Source organism: Rhodobacter sp. SY28-1, assembly GCF_005222785.1.
Classification (GTDB): domain Bacteria; phylum Pseudomonadota; class Alphaproteobacteria; order Rhodobacterales; family Rhodobacteraceae; genus Tabrizicola.
Map to the genome: position 1 here is coordinate 503,491 of NZ_STGH01000001.1, position 17,157 is coordinate 520,647.

The following is a 17,157-nucleotide window of genomic DNA, read 5'->3' on the forward strand; positions in this document are numbered from 1 at the left end:
GTCAGGCTCCCAGGCGCTGGATCTTGTGCTGGCCAAGCGCGAAGGCCACGTTCTTCTGTTCCATGTAGAACTCGAACGACCAGTCCCCGCCATCGCGCCCGATGCCGCTGGCTTTCATCCCGCCGAAGGGGGTGGGCAAGTGGCGGACGTTTTCGCTGTTCACCCAGATCATCCCGGCCTCCAGCCTGTCAGAGAACCGCAGGGCGCGGGTCAGGTCGTTGGTCCAGAGATAGCCGGTCAGACCGTAGGCCACGTCGTTGGCGATGCGCAGTGCCTCGTCTTCGTCCTTGAAGGTGATCGAGGTGAGGAACGGGCCGAAGACCTCTTCCTGCGCGATCCGCATTTCCGAACGCGCGTTCGTGAACAGAGTCGGGCGGATGAACCAGCCCGTCTCACCGACCCGAGTGCCACCAGCGGCAAGGGTTGCGCCGTCCTGTTGGCCGATGCCGACATAGGAGGTGACCTTGTCGAAATGCGTCCGGTGGATCAGTGGCCCCATCTCGGTTGTGGGGTCCAGCGGGTGGCCGACCTTGATGTTGTTCACCCGGCTGACCAGCATTTTATGAAACCTGTCCGCGATGCTGTCCTGCACCAGCAGGCGGCTCGATGACGTGCAGCGTTCGCCGTTCAGCGAGTAGATCATGAAGATCACCGCATCCAGCGCTCGGTCCAAATCGGCGTCGTCAAACACGATGACCGGGTTCTTGCCGCCAAGCTCGAAATGCACCCGCTTCAGCGTGTCGGCGCCTTGCTTCATGATCATGGAGCCAGTGCGCGACTCTCCGACAAAGGCGATCGCCTTGATGTCGGGGTGTTCGGTGAGCGCCTTCCCTGCGCCTTCGCCCATCCCGTTCACCAGGTTCAACACGCCGGGGGGCAGGCCGGCCTCATGGCAAATTTCGGCCAGCAGCCGCGCGGTGAGGGGCGAGAACTCGGCCGGTTTGTGAACGACCGTGCAGCCTGCTGCCAAGGCCGGGGCAATCTTCCAGGTCGACAGCATGAAGGGCGTGTTCCAGGGCGTGATGACCCCAACCGGGCCGATGGGGTGGCGGCTGGTGACGTTCAGATGATCCTTCGTCGGCAGGCTTTTTCCGTCCCGCGCGCCGGGGGCGAGGTCGGCGAAGAAGCGGAAGTTCTCCGCCCCGCGCAGGGCGGCCTTGGACATGAAGCGCCAGGCTTGGCCGGTGTCCCAGCATTCGCACAGGGCGATCTCCTCGGCCCGCGCCTCGATCAGATCGGCGATGCGGTGGAGGATCGCCTTGCGTTTGTCGCCGGGCAGCGCGGCCCAGGCCGGAAACGCCGCCTTTGCCGCCTTTGCCGCCTGATCGACCGTATCTGCCGTCCCCAGCGCCGCGCGGGCGATCAGGCTTTCATCGACTGGCGAGTGCGTCTCGAACCACTCCGTTCCCGGGACATCCTGCCCGGCGATCAGGTTCAGGATGCCATTGGCCTTGAACCGGGCCAGATGGTCGTCAAGCCGTGCCAGATGGGTCGCAAGGTCGGTCACTGGGCGTCTCCCGGCAGGTAGCGGCGGATGGAGGAGGTCTTGGGCGACAGGTCAGGGTCGATGTCGCGCATTTCGAAGGACAGCATGAAGGACGAGGTGTCGAGCACCTCGGCGCAATAGGCCTCGGCCGTGGCGAAGATCCGGGCGGTGGCATCGGCCTTGGCCTTGTCGCTGCGACCGCCGCGCAGGCGCAGCGAGATGTCGAGGAAGGCATGGTCCGGGTTGCCGTCGGCAATCACGACATGGGTGCAGGCCGTGGCTCGTACCCTGATGCCAGCCAGTGGCAGGATCCCCGTCGCCACGGCGGCATCGCGCAGGGTGCGGCAGAGACCCGCGATGTCCAGCCGCGCTTCCAGATTGGAGGAATAGTCGATCTGGATATGCGGCACGGCATCCTCCTCTCTTACTTGCTTTGTTAAATATCTGGCCCGGCGCTGTCAACCATGCTGTCGCAAGAGAGTGTGGTCGTGCGGGGCAGCAACCGTCAATCGGTGTTGCCCGCGTTTCGTCGGCCTTGATCACAAGAGAAGGCGGGCCCGGCACCCTGACGGGTGGTCAACCTTTGGGCGGGAAGACGCGGTAGTACAGCCAGTCCGGCAGGAAGTTGCCGCCGCGGAACAGCCAGCTGAACACCGTCGGGAAGCTGATCTTGAAGCCGCCGCTTTGCATGTGCCGGAACATGATTGCCGCGGCGGCTTCCGGCTCCATAATGAAGGGCATGGTGAAATCGTTTTTCGCCGTCAGCCGGGTGCGGATGAAGCCTGGGTTCGCAAGCTGCACCGTAACGCCCGTCTTGCGCAGGTCGGCATAGAGCGATTCCGCCAGCACCATGGTTCCGGCCTTGGCGGCGGCATAGCCGATCGCGCCGGGCAGGCCGCGGAAACCGGAGAGAGAGCCGGTGATGACGATGTGGCCCTTGTTCTTCGCGACCATGGGCGGAAGCGCTGCGCCGACGATACGCATGCAGCCGGTGAAGTTGATGTTGGCCATCGCTTCCGCCTGTTCGGCGTTCCAGTCCTGCGCGCGCATCGGCCAGTAGACGCCCGCAAGGAAGACCATGCCATCAAGGTCGGGGAGTTCGGCTGCGGCGGCTTGAACGCTGTCGCTGGAACTGACGTCAACAGGCAGGATGGTTGTTGGACCGGGCAGGGTGGCGGCGGCCTTCTGAAGGGTCTCGGCGTTCCTGGCGGAAAGGATCAGCTCAGCCCCGGCGGCACTGAGTTTCTGGGCAAGGGCAAGGCCCAGACCTTCCGATGCGCCGACCAGCCAGTAGCGCTTGCCCTTGAAGTCCCTCATTCCGCGGCGGCCAGTTGGAGGGCCTGCGCCTCTACCGGACGGATGGTGGCGACCAACTCGGCCACTTTAATCCCGAACTTGCGGAACTGCGACCGGTTTATGATAGACCCGTTGTCGAGGAGATACATCCAGTCGGTCACGTCGAGGACATGGCCGCCGGCTTCGGGCGTCAGGCGGATGCGATACCGGAGAAGGACGCCAGGGCCCTCGACGCGACCCTGACCCTTGCCCTCGACGTCGGGGGCAGTTGCGGTGATCTGACCGTCCTGCCCAAGCACCAAGGTCCAGGCGCGGTGCTGCACGGTGCCGCTGTCATAGCGGAAGACCTCGGCCAGGGTGCCGGTGGTGCCATCCCAGGTTCCGGTCATGTCGGCGACAAAGCGCGAGGTGACGCGGCCAGTCGGGCCGAAGATAACGCCTTCGCAGGTGAGGGGGCCGGAGAGGTGGCGACGCAAGTCGAAGGCGGGACCCTTTCCCGCATAGTCCGAGGGCGCCTGAGCCACGAAGGAGGCATAGCGGGCGCGGAGCGCGATCAGGGCAACGACGATCAGCGCGCCAAGGAGGGCGGAGAGGATCGTGGTCATCGTGGGGCGTCCTTGAAGGGCATGTCTAGGGTCGTCCGGGCCAGAAGTGCGATTGCTATGACCTTCAATACGCAAGGCAGGCCCGCGTAGATCAATGTGAGCGTTCCCAGTGCCGATTCCGTGTTCTGCGTGCCCGGCTGGAAGCCTGCAGCCTGCAGCGCGGGGAGGATCGTCAGGGCGGCCAGCGCGAGGGAAAGCTTCGAGACAAAGTTCCACAACCCGAAGGCCGCCGCCTCGGGTGTGCCGGTCTGGGCAAGGCGCTGGGCGAAGATGGCAGGGAGGAGGGTGAGGTCCGCGCCCAAGGCAGCCCCGGAGGCGGCGCAGATCAGGGCGAAGGGGATCAGGTCCTCGGCGCCGAGGGTGAGAGTCCAGAGGAAGCTGGCGATGGCGAGGACCATGGCGGCGAGGAGGGTGGGTTTCGGGGCATGGCGGCGGGCGAGAAGGCTCCAGACCGGGGTCGAGGCTGCGGCGGCGAGGAAGAAGAGGAGGAGGAGGGGGCCTTCGGAGCCGGGGAGTTGGAGGCGGGATTCCACGAAGAAAAGGAAGAGGGTGGAGGTCACGGCGACGGGGGCGGCGTTGAGGAGCGCGATGAGGAGGAGGCGGCGGGCGAGTGGGTCGGCAAGCGCGGGGCGGAAGAGGTCCCAGGGGTGGGCGACTTGTTCCCCCGAGGTGCCTTGCCATTCGCGGCGCATGGCGAGGGTGGCGGCAAGGGCTACGGCGGCGAAGATCAGGGCGAAGGCGGTGAATGGGGTGTCGGTCAGGGGAGCGAGGGCCACGGGGGCGGTCGCGGCAAGGCAGACGCCGAGAAGCGAGCCGCCCTCACGCCAACCCGCCAGGCGGATGTGGCCCTGGGGGCCGAGGGTCTGCGCCTTGGTCACGCCCTCGGCGTAGAAGCAGATGGTCAGGTAGGAGAAGGCGGAAAAGAGGACGGTTAGGGTAAGGGCGAACCAGAGGAGCGGCTGGGTCGGGGGCGTGATGGCGAAAAGCGCGTAAAGTGCTGCGGACATCAGCATGGTGGCGATGGCGATGGTCAGGCGGCGGCGGGGCCGCGTCGCCTCGGCCAGCCAGCCCAGGAGGGGGTCCTGGACGACATCGACCAGTCGGAGCGCGGCCAGCGTCAGGCCCATCGCAGCGAGGGAGGTGCCGTAGCTGTCGACGTAGAACTTCGGCGCATGAATGTAGATCGGCAGGCCCGCCATCGCGATCAGGGCGGCAAAAAGCGACCAGGCGGGGAGGCGGTTGGTCATCGGCGGTTACGAAATCGAGCGCCTTGCGGCGCAAGCCTCTTGTCTCGCCTCTGCGCGCGAAGAGCGCGCAACCGGCTCGGATGAAGGGCCTCGGGCGGGGCTATTTGGCGAAGGGAAAGACGCAAGGTCACCCCGAAGCGGTGGGTCATCGGGAGATGTCTTCGGCGGGGGGCGTGGGGCGGTGGTTGAACTTGACGCGCTTGAGCCACAGCTTCAGCGCCTGCCAGTGGATCAGTGCCAGCACCCGGCGCGAGCCGAAGGGGCGGCGGAGGGCGGAGGCGAGGATGCCGGCGTTGGTCAGCTTTTGGCGTGGGCCGATCAGGTTGGTGAACAGGCCGCCGCCCGGAGTGGTGTAGTCGATCCAGATGCCGATGCGGTCTGGCCGGATGTCGAAGCGGAAGGTGTAAGTGCCAGCGACGGGCTGGAAGGGCGAGACGTGGAAGATCTTCTGCGCCTGGATCGTGTCCTCGCGCGTGATGGGCGCGCGGTCCTCGCGATGGCAGAGGTAGGAATGCCGGTCGCCATAGGTGTTCGTCACCTCGGCGATGACAGCGCGGAGGTGGCCGAGGTGGTCATAGGCCAGCCAGAAGGCGACCGGGTTGAAGACATGACCCAGAAGGCGCGGCTGGGCAAGGAGGAGGACGCGGTCGGCGGCCAGGCCGTGCTGCGTCAACTGCTCGCGCGCCCATTGCACGCCGGTCCCCTGCCCCGGCGCGCCGCCGTGGTCGGCGTCGTGGACCGACATCAGGTTGCCCTGGTTCCGGGAGAACAGGGCGGGTCCCCTGGCCTTCACGGGGTCCAGCAGAAGGTAGTCCACAGAGTAACGGAAGGCATTCTTCACTGCGCCCTTGCGCCCGTGGAAGGTCTCGGCCGGGATGCGCTGCACGTCCGTCATGCGACCAGCCGGAAGGCCTGACGCTCGGCCATCGCCTGCACCACGTCGACAGCCGAGGCGAAGCCGTCTTCGTGGAAGCCGTTCCGCATCCAGGCCCCACAGAACCAGGTGTTCCGGGTGCCGTTCATCGTGCGGAGCCGTTCCTGCGCGGCAAAGGCGGCGACGTCGAACACCGGGTGGTGGAAGGTGTTCACGTCGTGGATCAGCTCATCCCGGATCGGCCGCGTCGTGTTCAGCGTGACGAACAGCGGGTCGTCCTGCGGGATCGGTTGCAGTGAGTTCATCCAGTAGGTCAGGTCGATGCGGTCGCCCGGGCCGGACTTGGGCTCGACATAGGACCAGGAGGACCAGACCTTGCGTGACCGCGGCATCAGCGCGGCGTCGGAATGCAGGACCGCCTCGTTCGGCTGATAGCGGATCGCCGCCAGCGCGCCGGTTTCTTCGGGCGTGCCGTCGGACAGGAGCTTCAGGGTGATGTCGGAATGGGTCGCGAAGACCACGTCATCGAAAAGCTCTGGTTCGCCGCCCACCGAGCGGACGAAGACCGATCCGGCCTCGCGCCGGACCGATGCGACGGGGGTCGCCGTGCGGATGTCCACGCCCTGGGCTGTCATGGCGGATTGCAGGCGGCGGACATATTCGACGGAGCCGCCCTTGACGGTATACCACTGGTGCTGGCCATCGAAATCCATCAGCGCATGGTTGCGGAAGAAGCGCACCAGCGCCTGGGCCGGGAAGTCGAGGATGCCCGCGGTGGGCGTGGACCAGATCGCGCCCGAAAACGGAGTGATGTAGTGGTCCCGGAAGTAGTCGCCGGTGCCCAGGCGGCCCAGAAGCTCGCCGATGCTCATCGTGGGATCGTTTGCCACCGCTTCGGCATTGCGGTTGAAGTGCAGGATGTCGGTCAGCATCCGCAGGAACCGCGGGTTCAGGGCGTTGCGGCGCTGGGCGAAGATCGTGTCCATCGAGGCCAGACCGTATTCGATGGCCCCACCCCGGATCGAGGCGCCGAAGGACATGCTGCTTTCGCAGGTCGGAACGCCAAGTTTGTCGAAGAGCCGCACCAGATGCGGGTAGTTCACATGGTTGAAGACAATGAACCCTGTATCGACCGGCTGATCCTTGCGCTTGCCCGCGATCACGGTCCGCGCATGGCCGCCCAGACGCGGCTCGGCTTCGAACAGGACGACAGAGTTCCGGTCGGCAAGGAGATGGGCGGCGGCCATGCCGGAAATCCCCCCCCCGATCACGGCGACGCGACGGGGGGCCTGACCAAACTGTTCGAACGGCATTCCGGGACTTCCCTTGATTTGCTTTTAGGTGCTTACGCAACGGGTGCCCGATCGGATCACCCTTCGATGCACCTACCGGGCCGCAGCGAAGAAAGTTTCGTGTCAGGTTCCCTATACGCACCTAATGCGAAAAATCTGTCAAACGAAGTTGACAGGAAGTCTTGACTTGTGGCCCGCACGCTCCAGTTCGCTGAAAAATGATCCGACTGCGTGTTACCGGCGTAGAAGCAACATGATGCTAGACGCCACGAGAGCCGCTATGACGGAGCAGGCCTTGTCGCCGCTGCCTTCGGGCGTGGGTGCAGGTGCCGGTTCGCGCCAGAAAAGGGTTGGGTCGTTGGCGACGACGGACGATACAGACTGGGCCGCCCTTCTGGTGAAGGTGCGCGACCATCAGGACCGGGCGGCCTTCGCGGCCTTGTTCCGGCACTTTGCCCCAAGGGTGAAGGCCTTCCTGATGAAGTCGGGCGCAGGGGCCGCGCTGGCCGAGGAATGCGCTCAGGACGTCATGGCGACGCTCTGGCAGAAGGCGCATCTCTTCGACCCCACGCGGGCTTCCGTGGCGACCTGGGTCTATACCATCGCCCGCAACCGGCGGATCGACGCGCTGCGCAAGGCGCGCCGGGCAGAGCCGGAGGAACTGGATTGGGGACCCGAGCCCGAGCCTGACCAGGCCGAGGTGATGGAGGCCCAGCAAGAGACGGAACGGTTGGGACGCGCCCTTGCGGCGTTGCCTGCACCGCAAAGGACACTGATCGAACGCGCCTTCTACGGCGATCTCTCGCACTCAGAGATCGCAGCCGAGACGGGGCTTCCCCTGGGGACGATCAAATCGCGGATACGGCTGGCGCTGGAGAAACTGCGCCATCAGATGGGTTAAGGGCCAAGCGGCTAAGGGACTGAGACGGACATGACGACGATACGCCACCATCTTTCGGATCAGCTGCTGATGGCCTATGCGGCCGGTCAGTTGCCCGAGGCTTTCAACCTGGTCGTGGCGACGCATGTGTCGCTGTGCGATGAATGCAGGGCGCGGGCAGGCAGCTTCGACGCAGTCGGGGGCACGCTTCTGGAAGAGGCCGATGAAATTGCGATGGGCGAGGATGCCCTGGCAAAGGCGCTGGAGCGGATCGAGGGCCTTGCCCAGGCCACCCGGTCTGAACCGCTGAAACCGGCGGGCATCTTCCCGGCGCCGCTGGCGGATTACATTGGCGGCGACCTGTCGGCGGTGCGCTGGCGCAAGGTCGGCGGCGGGGTGAAGCAGGCCATCCTGCCCACGGCCAAGGATGCCTCCGTCCGGCTTCTGTACATCCCGGCGGGGACGGCGGTGCCGGACCATGGCCACCGGGGGATGGAGCTGACGCTGGTCCTGCAGGGTGCCTTCGCCGACGAGAACGACCGTTTCGGTCGCGGCGACATCGAAATTGCCGACGAAGAGATGGAGCATACCCCGGTCGCCTTGGCCGGGGAGGATTGCATCTGTCTGGCGGCGACGGATGCGCCCTTGCGGTTCCGGGGGCTGATCCCGCGGCTGGCGCAGCCATTGCTGCGGATCTGACGCGGTACCGGTCTGAAGCCCGGCTTACAGCCCACCGAGCCTGACAGCGATGACCGGCCAGTCTCCCTGCAGGCGGGCGGGGCCTTCAGTCAGGATCATATCGTCGCGATTGACGGCATGCCCGTTCACCAGGCACGGACCAAGCGCATAGAGTGCCAGGGTTCCGCCCGAGGTCAGGCTGTCGTTCTGAGCGACGAAAACTTGCGGTTTCGGCAGGCTGCGCGCCGTCATCACGTTGAAATCGTCGGACTGCTGACCGTTGGTTTCGGTAGCTGTCACTTCGACGTCGCCGGGGAAAGCCACGGGAACCAAGGGCTCGCAACGCAGGTCCAGGTTGGGGCCTGTCAGCCGGAAGCCGGGGCCTGAGAGTACGGTCAGGTTCCGCTCGATGCCCGGAAACAGCGAGAACGGACCGTCCTCTACCACCGCCGCCTTCGACAGGCGCACCAGAAGCTGTCCATCGCGCTCCAGTCGCCAAAGCTCTGTGGTGGTTCCGCGCCCGTTCTTCCACGGCTGGCGTGTGTAGTCTGCGGGGGTGAGGTGGCGCATCATTCGGCGGCAGTCGGGCCGATGACCTTGACCGGATCGTCGGGGGCCAGTTCCTCGAAATCGAAGTTGTCCAGCCTGCGCGCCCGCTTGGTGGCCTTGTCAGAGGAGATCTTGATCTCCTCGATGTCCTTCGCGGCCTGGCCGAAATGGCGATCCAGGTTTTCCACCCGCGCGCCAAGGCGTTCGACGTCGGAATAGAGAAGCGAGAGTTCGCGCCGGATCGCGCCCGCCTGTTCGCGCATCCGTGCGTCCTTCAGCACGGCCCGCATCGTGTTCAGCGTTGCCATGCAGGTGGTAGGCGACACGATCCAGACCTTAGCCGTGAACCCTTCGCGGACGAGGTCGGGGAAGTTGGCGTGCAGCTCGGCATAGACCGCTTCCGAGGGCAGGAACATCAGCGCGCCGTCGGCGGTCTCGCCCTCCAGGATGTATTTCTCGCTGATCGCACGGATATGGGCGCGGACGGCGGTGCGCATCAGTTGCGCGGCTTCCTGTTGCAGGCGGGGTGTATCGGCGCGGCGCAGCGCCTCGTAGGCCTCCAGCGGGAACTTGGCATCGATGACGATGGGGCCGGGGGGATTGGGCAGGTGGATCAGGCAGTCGGCGCGGCGGCCGTTCGACAGCGTGGCCTGCATCGAATAGGCGTCCTTGGGCAGGGCCTTCTGCACGATGTCGTTGAGCTGGATTTCCCCAAACGCCCCGCGCGTCTGCTTGTTCGACAGGATGTCCTGCAGCGACAGGACGTTTCCCGACAGTTTCTCGATATTGGCCTGGGCCTTGTCGATGGTCTCCAGCCGGGTCTGCAACTCGCCCAAGGATCGCGCCGTACGGGTCGAGGTCCCGTGCAGCGCTTCAGTCATATGCCTCTGCACTTCGGCGAGGCGCTGTTCCATCACCTGCAGCATCGCGGTCTGGCTGACGGCCTGGGTTTCCGAGACGTGGTGCAAGCCTCCGGCCAGCCGCTCTTGGCCGTCACCCAACTGCTGAATGCGGGAGGAAAGCCAGCCGATTTCCCGCATAAGAGGTTCCGCCGCTGTCGCCGACCGGCTCACGCTGCGCAGGATGAGGAGGAGAAGCGCGAGAAGCGCCAGGGCAACCCCGCCGAGAAGCAGGATCTCGGGGTCGTTCCACGCATAGGTCTGGCCGAAGAGCGTAATCATCGGCGGCCGAACAGGCGTTCAACGTCGTGGAGCGACAGTTCCACATAGGTCGGCCGCCCGTGGTTGCACTGGCCCGAAAGCGGCGTCGCCTCCATCTCGCGCAGAAGGGCGTTCATCTCCTCGGGTCGCATCTGGCGCCCAGAGCGGACCGAGCCGTGGCAGGCCATACGGGAAAGGATCGCGTCGATCCTGGCGCGGACCAGCTGGCTGTCGCCTTTGTCGGCCAGTTCGTCGAGAATGTCCCAGATCAGCGCAGCGCCGTTGACGGGGCCAAGGACGGCGGGGGTTTCGCGGATGGCCACGGCATTGCCGCCGAAGGGCTCGATCACCAGCCCGACCTCGGCCAGCGCTGGGGCGGCGTCGAGAAGGCGGGCGGCGTCGGTCGGCGAAAGGTCCACGATTTCCGGAATCAGGAGCGCCTGGGCGCGAATGCCGGTCTCGGCCAGCTGGCGCTTCAGGCGTTCGTAGACCAGCCGTTCATGGGCCGCGTGCTGGTCGACGATGACGATGCCTTTGGCGGTCTGGGCGACGATGTAGTTCTCGTGCAACTGCGCGCGGGCGGCGCCCAGGGGATGCTCCTCGTGCGGCTGCGCCTCCTCCTCGCTGGGCGGCGCAAAGGCGGGGGCCTGGGGGGCTTCGGCAAAGCCGGGGGACTGGAAGGCAAAGGCGCGGGCAATGGCCGGTTGGCTGGAGCGGTCCATCTGGTAGACGCGCGGTTCAGGCCGGAAGGCGTCGAGCGTGGCCGCGCCAACGGTGGACGACGCGCGGTGGCCTGCCCCGGTCAGCGCCGACTTCAGCGCGGTGATGATGAGCGACCGCGCCGCGTCGGGTTCACGGAAGCGGACTTCGGCCTTTGCAGGGTGGACGTTGACGTCAACGCGCTGTGGGTCGGCGATCAGGTTCAGCACAGCGGCGGGGTGGCGGTCGCGGGAGAGAACGTCGAAGTAAGCCGCCCGCAGCGCGCCGTAGAGCATCCGGTCCAGCACCGGGCGGCCGTTGACAAACAGGTACTGCTGCGCCGAGGAGCCCCGCGAATAGGTTGGCAGCGCGGCGTAGCCTTGCAGGCGCAGGCCTTCGCGTTCGGCGTCGATGCGCAGCGCGTTGTCAGTGAAGTCGCGGCCGATCACGCTCGCCAGACGCGACCCAAGCGCGTCGAACAGGTCACCATTGGCCGGGTCGGCGCGGAACAGGATGCGCGCCTCGCCCCCTGTCACGTCGCGCAGGGTGAGGCCCACTTGGGGTTCAGCCATCGCCAGACGGCGGACCACCTCGGTCACCGCCTGCAGTTCGGCGCGGTCGGACCGGAGAAATTTCAGCCGCGCCGGCGTGGCGAAGAACAGGTCGCGCAGTTCCACCACGGTCCCGCGGGTCAGGGCGGCAGGACGGACCGGGGACAGGCGGCTGGCTTCACAGGCGATCTGCGCGGCGTCCCCCTCGGCGCGGGAGGTGATGGTCAGCCGGCCCACCGCGCCCAGGGACGGCAAAGCCTCACCCCGGAAGCCAAAGCTGCGGATGTCCAGCAGGTCCGACCCGTCGATCTTCGACGTGGCATGGCGCGACAGGGCCAGCGGCAGATCCTCGGCCGTCATGCCGCAGCCGTCGTCCGTCACCCGGATCAGCGTCTTGCCGCCATCGGCGATGTCGACCTGTATGCGGCTGGCGCCCGCATCCAGCGCGTTTTCCACCAGTTCCTTAACGGCGCTGGCGGGGCGTTCCACCACCTCACCCGCCGCAATGCGGTTGATCGCGGCTTCGTCCAGTTGCCGGATCACCGGACGGCCTTGTGCGCCCGTTATCTTGGGGGTGTGAAGGGTCATGCCCCCATCTGTAGCAGGCGGCTCCGAGTCGGGGAAGAACGAAACAAGACTTATCCCGGGCATGGAGCGCTGCCTTCTTCCCTTTTTCGTGTCGCCCGAAAAACGGGCTGTCCGATCAAATCTTGGGCGGCGTTGTGCGTCACTGTCGGTTCACCCGACCCGGAAAACGCTTCTGCCTTTCGTCGACCTGCGTTCCCTCACCAACTCGGTCGACCCAAGTGACCGGCTGCCATGAAACCACTTGCCATCATCGTCGTCGAACCGGACCGCGAGCGCGCCCTGCGCATCGTGGACGGCCTGCGCGCCTCGGGCGATCACGAAATAACGGTGATTTCAGAAGCGACCGGCCTGGCACGGCGCATTGCCGAGCACAACCCCGACATCGTGCTGATCGACGTGGCCGACCCGTCGCGCGATGTGCTGGAGGACCTGGCGCTGGTGTCCGGCCCGATGGAGCGGCCCGTCGCGATGTTCGTCGACCGGTCGGATGAGCAGATGACCCGGGCGGCGATCGAGGCCGGGGTGTCGGCCTATGTCGTGGATGGGCTGCAGCCGGACCGGATCAAGCCGATCCTCGACGCGGCGATTGCCCGGTTTCACATGTTCCACAAGATGCGGGCCGAGCTGGCGGCGACCAAGGCCGCGCTGGAGGAACGCAAGATCATCGACCGGGCCAAGGCGATCCTGATGAAGGCGCGGGGGATTGACGAAGAGGCGGCCTATGCGCTGCTGCGCAAGACGGCGATGGACCAGAACCGCCGGATGGCCGACATTGCGCAACAGCTGGTGATGGCGGCGGGGCTTTTGACATGAGCTTGACGCCGCTTCGCCTGGGCTATGTGCCGCTGACCGATGCCGCCCCGCTGATCGTGGCGGCCGAACTGGGCTTTGCGGCCGAGGAAGGTCTGTCGCTGGACCTGATCCGCCTACAAAGCTGGGCGCAAAGCCGCGACATGCTAGGCTTGGGCGCGATCGACGCGGCGCATATGTTGGTGCCGTTGCCGATTGCGCAGGCTTTGAGGTTGGGCCCGGACTACCCGCGGTTCGAGCTTGTGATGGTGCTGTCGGTCGGCGGTCAGGCCATCGCAGTCAGCGCGGCGCTGGCCGAGGCGATGCGGGCCGGGGGGCACGGGTTCGGCTTTGGCGACCCGGTTGCGGCGCGGCAGGCGCTTGCGGCGGTGGTGCCCGGCATGTTGCGCGTCGGTGTTCCCTTCCCGTTTTCGACGCAGGCCGAGTTGGTGCGGCGCTGGCTGGCGGGCAGCGATCTGGACCGGCGCTTTTCAATACATACGGTGCCGCCGCCCTTGATGGCCGATGCACTGGCGACAGGCGAGGTCGATGCCTTCTGCGTGGGTGAGCCGTGGGCGTCCTATGCCGTGGAACGAGGTGTGGGGGCGCTGGTGCTGGCGGGGCGGTCAATCTGGGCCTCGCCGCCGGAAAAGGGGCTGGTCCTGACCCGTGACTTTGCCGAAGGCCGACCCGAGGAGACCGGGCGGTTGATGCGCGCGGTCTGGCGGGCCTGCCGCTGGCTGGATGTGCCAGAGAATAGGACAACGGCGGCGGAAATCCTGTCGCGGGCGGAGTATCTGAACTTGCCACCGGAACTGAGCGAGCGCGGCTTGATGGACCGCCTGCATGTCAGCGCGCAGGGCGAGGTGCGGCAATATCCCGGATTCATCCGGTTTCATGCGGGGGCGGCGAATTTCCCATGGCGCAGTCTGGCGGCGCTGTACGCGCGCCGGATTGCTGGGTTGCACGGGCTGGACGAGGCAACGGCGATGGAAGCGGCGATGGCCTGTTTCCGGACCGATCTTTACCGCCAGCATCTGCGGTCGGCGGGGGCGGATTTGCCCGGAGCCTCGGCCAAGATCGAGGGGGCGATGGCGCATCCGACCGCCGTTGCCTCGGAAAAAGGGCAGATGATTCTGGGGTCGGATGCGTTCTTCGACGGCGAGACGTTCGAGCCGCCGTTTGTCGGGCGCTGAAGTTTTGGGCGGCGGCGGTCCGAACTGCGGAAATCTGATGCTGCAACTGCGATACTGCATTGCAGCGCTTGACGGGGCGCGGTGCGGGACGGCACTCTGAACCCAAGCGAAGGGCAACGAGGTCCTTCCGTGCCGATCACCGCAAGGATGCGGTTCCCCGCTATGGCAACGACGCCACCGATCCCGACACCTGTCGGCGATTGCGGTGGCTTTTTGCCGTTCAACCCAGCCGTCTCCCCCTTTTGCCGGGGCTTGCCAGAGGACCTGATCGATGACCCTGACCCTTCCCTCACGCCGCACCTTCCTGAAATCCGCCGCCAATCTGGCCGCCACTGTCGCCGCCGCAAAACTCGCCTTGCCGGGCGGCGCCTGGGCGGCAACGGCCACGCCCGAAGTGACCGGCTGCAAGCTGGGCTACATCGCCCTGACCGACAGCGCGCCTCTGATCATCGCGTCAGAGAAGGGCCTGTTCGCCAAGCACGGCATGCCGGATGTGCTGGTGGAAAAGCAGGCCAGCTGGGGGGCCACGCGCGACAACATGGCGCTGGGCGCGGCCAATGGCGGGATCGACGGCGGGCATATCCTGCGGCCCAAGGTGCATCTTTATGCGACCGGCAGCGTGATGCAGAACAACCAGCCCTTGCCGATGTACACGCTGTTGAACCTGAACGAGGATTGTCAGGGTCTGTCGGTCGCGCAGGCCCATGCCGAGACCGGGGTGGGGCTGGACAGCTCGCCCCTGAAAGAGGTGTTTGCGGCCAAGAAAGCTGCGGGTGCCGAAGTGCCGGTGGCGATGACCTTCCCGGGCGGCACGCATGATCTGTGGATGCGCTACTGGCTGGCGGCGGGCGGGATCGACCCGACCAAGGATGTCGACCTGATCGTGGTGCCTCCGCCGCAGATGGTGGCCAACATGAAGGTCGGCAACATGGAGGCCTTCTGTGTCGGCGAGCCGTGGAACGAGCAGCTGGTCAACCAGGGCATCGGGTTCACCGCAGCGACGACGGGTGAGCTGTGGAAGCTGCATCCGGAAAAGGTGCTGGGGATGCGGGCGGACTGGGTGGATGCGAACCCCAATGCGACCGTCGCGCTGATGATGGCGGTGATGGAGGCGCAGATCTGGTGCGATGACGCGGCAAACAAGGACGAGATGGCCGAAATCGTCGGGCGGCGTCAGTGGTACAACGTGCCGGTCGCCGACATCATCGGGCGGATCAAGGGCGACATCAACTATGGCAACGGGCGCATGGTGTCGGACCCGTCGCTGGCGATGAAGTTCTGGCGGGGCGGGGCGACCTCGTTCCCGTGGAAGTCGCTGGACAGCTGGTTCATCACCGAGAACAAGCGCTGGGGGTATCTGCCGGGCGATCTGGACACCAAGGCTTTGGTCGACGCGACGAACCGCAGCGATCTGTGGCTGCTGGCGGCGGCTGGGTTGGGGATCGACACGGCGGGGTTTGGGGACAGCCGGGGGGTAGAGACCTTCTTCGACGGCAAGAGTTTCGATCCGGCGAACCCCGATGCCTACCTCGACAGCCTGTCGATCAAGGCAATGGCATAAGGGGGCGGGGCGATGTCTGTGACTGCGCTGAAACCCCGCGAGGTTCCTACTGCGCCATCGGCGGGACAGGTCCTGCCCCTGCCCGTGGTCGCCCGGCCAAAGCTGCGGCTGGCCGGTCTGGGCCGCCTCCTTGCGGAACGGGTCGCCCCGCCGGTGGTGGTGATGACCCTGCTTCTGGTGATCTGGCAGGTCGCCTTTTCAGGTGGAGGTTCGGGTCTCCCTGCCCCCACCGATGTATGGGAGCAGAGCCGCGAGCTTATCCTCGACCCGTTCTTCGTCTACGGGTCCCAGGACATAGGCCTGGGCTGGCGGGTGCTGACCTCGCTGGAACGGGTGGCGTACGGGTTTGGGCTGGCGGCGGTGGTCGGCGTGCTGGTCGGTGCGGTGCTGGGTCAGTCGGCGCTGATGATGCGGGGGTTCGACCCGATCTTCCAGGTCCTGCGCACGGTGCCGCCCCTGGCCTGGTTGCCAATCAGCCTGGCGGCGTTCATGGACAGCCGCCCCTCGGCGATCTTCGTGATCTTCATCACCGCGATCTGGCCGATCATCATCAACACCGCCGCCGGGGTGCGCGCCATTCCGCAGGATTACCGGAACGTGGCCGCTGTCCTCCGGCTGAACCAGATCGAGTTCTTCTGGAAGATCATGGTCCCCTCGGCCGCGCCTTACATCTTTTCGGGGCTGCGCATCGGGGTCGGCCTCTCCTGGCTTGCCATCGTCGCGGCAGAAATGCTGACCGGCGGCGTCGGCATCGGGTTCTTCATCTGGGACGCGTGGAACTCCAGCCGCCTGACCGACATCATCGTCGCACTGGTCTACATCGGGGTGACCGGGTTCATCCTGGACCGGCTGGTCGGCTGGATCGGGCGCGTCGTGTCGCGCGGAACGGCGGAGTAGGGGCCATGGATCAAAGCTATCTCAAGATCGACCGCGTCTTCAAAAGCTTCTCGAAGGGCGCGAAGACGACCGAGGTTCTGGCCGATATCCGGCTGACCATCGACAAGGGTGAGTTCGTGTCGATCATCGGCCATTCCGGCTGCGGCAAGTCCACGCTTTTGAACCTGGTCGCCGGGCTGACCGACGTCACCACGGGCGCGATCAAGCTGGAAGGGCGGGAAGTCAATGCTCCTGGCCCCGACCGCGCGGTAGTGTTCCAGAACCATAGTCTGCTGCCCTGGCTGTCGGTCTATGACAACGTCAAGCTGGCGGTGACCAAGGTCTTTGGCGCGACGAAGACCAAGGCGGAACGGCACGACTGGATCATGCAGAACCTGGACCTGGTGCAGATGACCCATGCCGCCGACAAGCGGCCCGGCGAAATCTCGGGCGGGATGCGGCAGCGGGTGGGCATCGCCCGCGCGCTGGCGATGGAACCGAAGATCCTCTTGTTGGACGAACCCTTCGGCGCACTGGATGCCTTGACCCGGGCGCATCTGCAGGACGCGGTGATGGATATCCATGCTCGGCTGAAGAACACGATGATCATGATCACCCATGACGTTGACGAAGCCGTGCTTCTGGCCGACCGCATCGTGATGATGACCAACGGACCCGCCGCATCCATCGGAGAGGTGCTCCCCGTCGCCATCCCCCGCCCGCGCGACCGGATCGCCTTGGCCAGCCACCCCGACTACGTCCGCGCCCGCGAGGCGGTGCTGCGGTTCCTGTACGAACGTCACCGTTTCGTCGAAGCGGCGGAGTAAGTG

The 17,157-nt window shown here is 65.9% G+C and carries 17 protein-coding genes; 7 read left to right on the forward strand and 10 right to left on the reverse strand.

The window, feature by feature from the left end; translation table 11 throughout:
• Window position 1 precedes the first annotated feature (1 nt).
• From hpaE to E8M84_RS02560, 7 genes are all read right to left on the reverse strand, one after another.
• Window positions 2–1,507: a 5-carboxymethyl-2-hydroxymuconate semialdehyde dehydrogenase gene (hpaE, locus tag E8M84_RS02530; protein WP_137109597.1), complete on the reverse strand. Its 1,506-nt coding sequence runs from the start codon at window positions 1,505–1,507 to the stop codon at window positions 2–4.
• Window positions 1,504–1,896, reverse strand: a complete 393-nt coding sequence (locus tag E8M84_RS02535) for a 5-carboxymethyl-2-hydroxymuconate Delta-isomerase (RefSeq protein ID WP_137109598.1) — start codon at window positions 1,894–1,896, stop codon at window positions 1,504–1,506. Before E8M84_RS02535 ends, hpaE begins: the two co-directional genes overlap by 4 nt.
• Before the next feature lie 166 nt (window positions 1,897–2,062).
• Window positions 2,063–2,803 (reverse strand): SDR family oxidoreductase, encoded by a 741-nt coding sequence (locus E8M84_RS02540; protein WP_137109599.1) that lies wholly within the window; start codon window positions 2,801–2,803, stop codon window positions 2,063–2,065.
• Complete coding sequence (locus E8M84_RS02545; protein ID WP_137109600.1) at window positions 2,800–3,387, reverse strand: DUF3833 family protein; 588 nt, start codon at window positions 3,385–3,387, stop codon at window positions 2,800–2,802. Before E8M84_RS02545 ends, E8M84_RS02540 begins: the two co-directional genes overlap by 4 nt.
• A complete protein-coding gene (locus E8M84_RS02550; protein WP_137109601.1) occupies window positions 3,384–4,634 on the reverse strand; it encodes an MFS transporter in 1,251 nt (416 codons plus the stop codon). Before E8M84_RS02550 ends, E8M84_RS02545 begins: the two co-directional genes overlap by 4 nt.
• A 145-nt stretch (window positions 4,635–4,779) precedes the next feature.
• Window positions 4,780–5,529 (reverse strand): DUF1365 domain-containing protein, encoded by a 750-nt coding sequence (locus E8M84_RS02555; RefSeq protein WP_137109602.1) that lies wholly within the window; start codon window positions 5,527–5,529, stop codon window positions 4,780–4,782.
• Window positions 5,526–6,821: an NAD(P)/FAD-dependent oxidoreductase gene (locus E8M84_RS02560; RefSeq protein WP_137109603.1), complete on the reverse strand. Its 1,296-nt coding sequence runs from the start codon at window positions 6,819–6,821 to the stop codon at window positions 5,526–5,528. The genes E8M84_RS02555 and E8M84_RS02560 overlap by 4 nt, the downstream gene beginning before the upstream one ends.
• 259 nt (window positions 6,822–7,080) lie before the next feature.
• On the opposite strand from E8M84_RS02560, the gene E8M84_RS02565 reads away from it, so the two are divergent.
• Window positions 7,081–7,701, forward strand: a complete 621-nt coding sequence (locus E8M84_RS02565; protein WP_205914557.1) for a sigma-70 family RNA polymerase sigma factor — start codon at window positions 7,081–7,083, stop codon at window positions 7,699–7,701.
• A gap of 30 nt (window positions 7,702–7,731) precedes the next feature.
• Window positions 7,732–8,379, forward strand: a complete 648-nt coding sequence (locus E8M84_RS02570) for a ChrR family anti-sigma-E factor (RefSeq protein WP_137109605.1) — start codon at window positions 7,732–7,734, stop codon at window positions 8,377–8,379.
• Between the two features lie 24 nt (window positions 8,380–8,403).
• On the opposite strand, the gene E8M84_RS02575 is transcribed toward E8M84_RS02570, so the two are convergent.
• From E8M84_RS02575 to mutL, 3 genes are read right to left on the reverse strand one after another with little or no spacing between them, the layout of a single operon-like run.
• Window positions 8,404–8,928, reverse strand: a complete 525-nt coding sequence (locus tag E8M84_RS02575) for a HutD family protein (RefSeq protein WP_170971826.1) — start codon at window positions 8,926–8,928, stop codon at window positions 8,404–8,406.
• The gene (locus E8M84_RS02580) at window positions 8,928–10,088 is read right to left on the reverse strand and encodes a DNA recombination protein RmuC (RefSeq protein ID WP_137109607.1); all 1,161 of its coding nucleotides are present in this window, start codon (window positions 10,086–10,088) and stop codon (window positions 8,928–8,930) included. The genes E8M84_RS02575 and E8M84_RS02580 overlap by 1 nt, the downstream gene beginning before the upstream one ends.
• Window positions 10,085–11,905: a DNA mismatch repair endonuclease MutL gene (gene mutL / locus E8M84_RS02585; protein WP_137109608.1), complete on the reverse strand. Its 1,821-nt coding sequence runs from the start codon at window positions 11,903–11,905 to the stop codon at window positions 10,085–10,087. Before mutL ends, E8M84_RS02580 begins: the two co-directional genes overlap by 4 nt.
• Window positions 11,906–12,136: 231 nt before the next feature.
• Here mutL and E8M84_RS02590 point away from each other — a divergent pair, with 231 nt between their 5' ends.
• From E8M84_RS02590 to E8M84_RS02610, 5 genes are all read left to right on the forward strand, one after another.
• Complete coding sequence (locus E8M84_RS02590) at window positions 12,137–12,718, forward strand: ANTAR domain-containing response regulator (protein ID WP_137109609.1); 582 nt, start codon at window positions 12,137–12,139, stop codon at window positions 12,716–12,718.
• Window positions 12,715–13,890 (forward strand): ABC transporter substrate-binding protein, encoded by a 1,176-nt coding sequence (locus E8M84_RS02595; protein ID WP_137109610.1) that lies wholly within the window; start codon window positions 12,715–12,717, stop codon window positions 13,888–13,890. Before E8M84_RS02590 ends, E8M84_RS02595 begins: the two co-directional genes overlap by 4 nt.
• A 271-nt stretch (window positions 13,891–14,161) precedes the next feature.
• Window positions 14,162–15,451: a CmpA/NrtA family ABC transporter substrate-binding protein gene (locus E8M84_RS02600; protein WP_137109611.1), complete on the forward strand. Its 1,290-nt coding sequence runs from the start codon at window positions 14,162–14,164 to the stop codon at window positions 15,449–15,451.
• A gap of 12 nt (window positions 15,452–15,463) precedes the next feature.
• Window positions 15,464–16,348 (forward strand): nitrate ABC transporter permease, encoded by an 885-nt coding sequence (ntrB, locus tag E8M84_RS02605; protein ID WP_137109612.1) that lies wholly within the window; start codon window positions 15,464–15,466, stop codon window positions 16,346–16,348.
• A gap of 5 nt (window positions 16,349–16,353) precedes the next feature.
• Window positions 16,354–17,154, forward strand: coding sequence for an ABC transporter ATP-binding protein (locus E8M84_RS02610; RefSeq protein ID WP_137109613.1), 801 nt, complete (start codon window positions 16,354–16,356; stop codon window positions 17,152–17,154).
• Window positions 17,155–17,157: the final 3 nt, after the last annotated feature.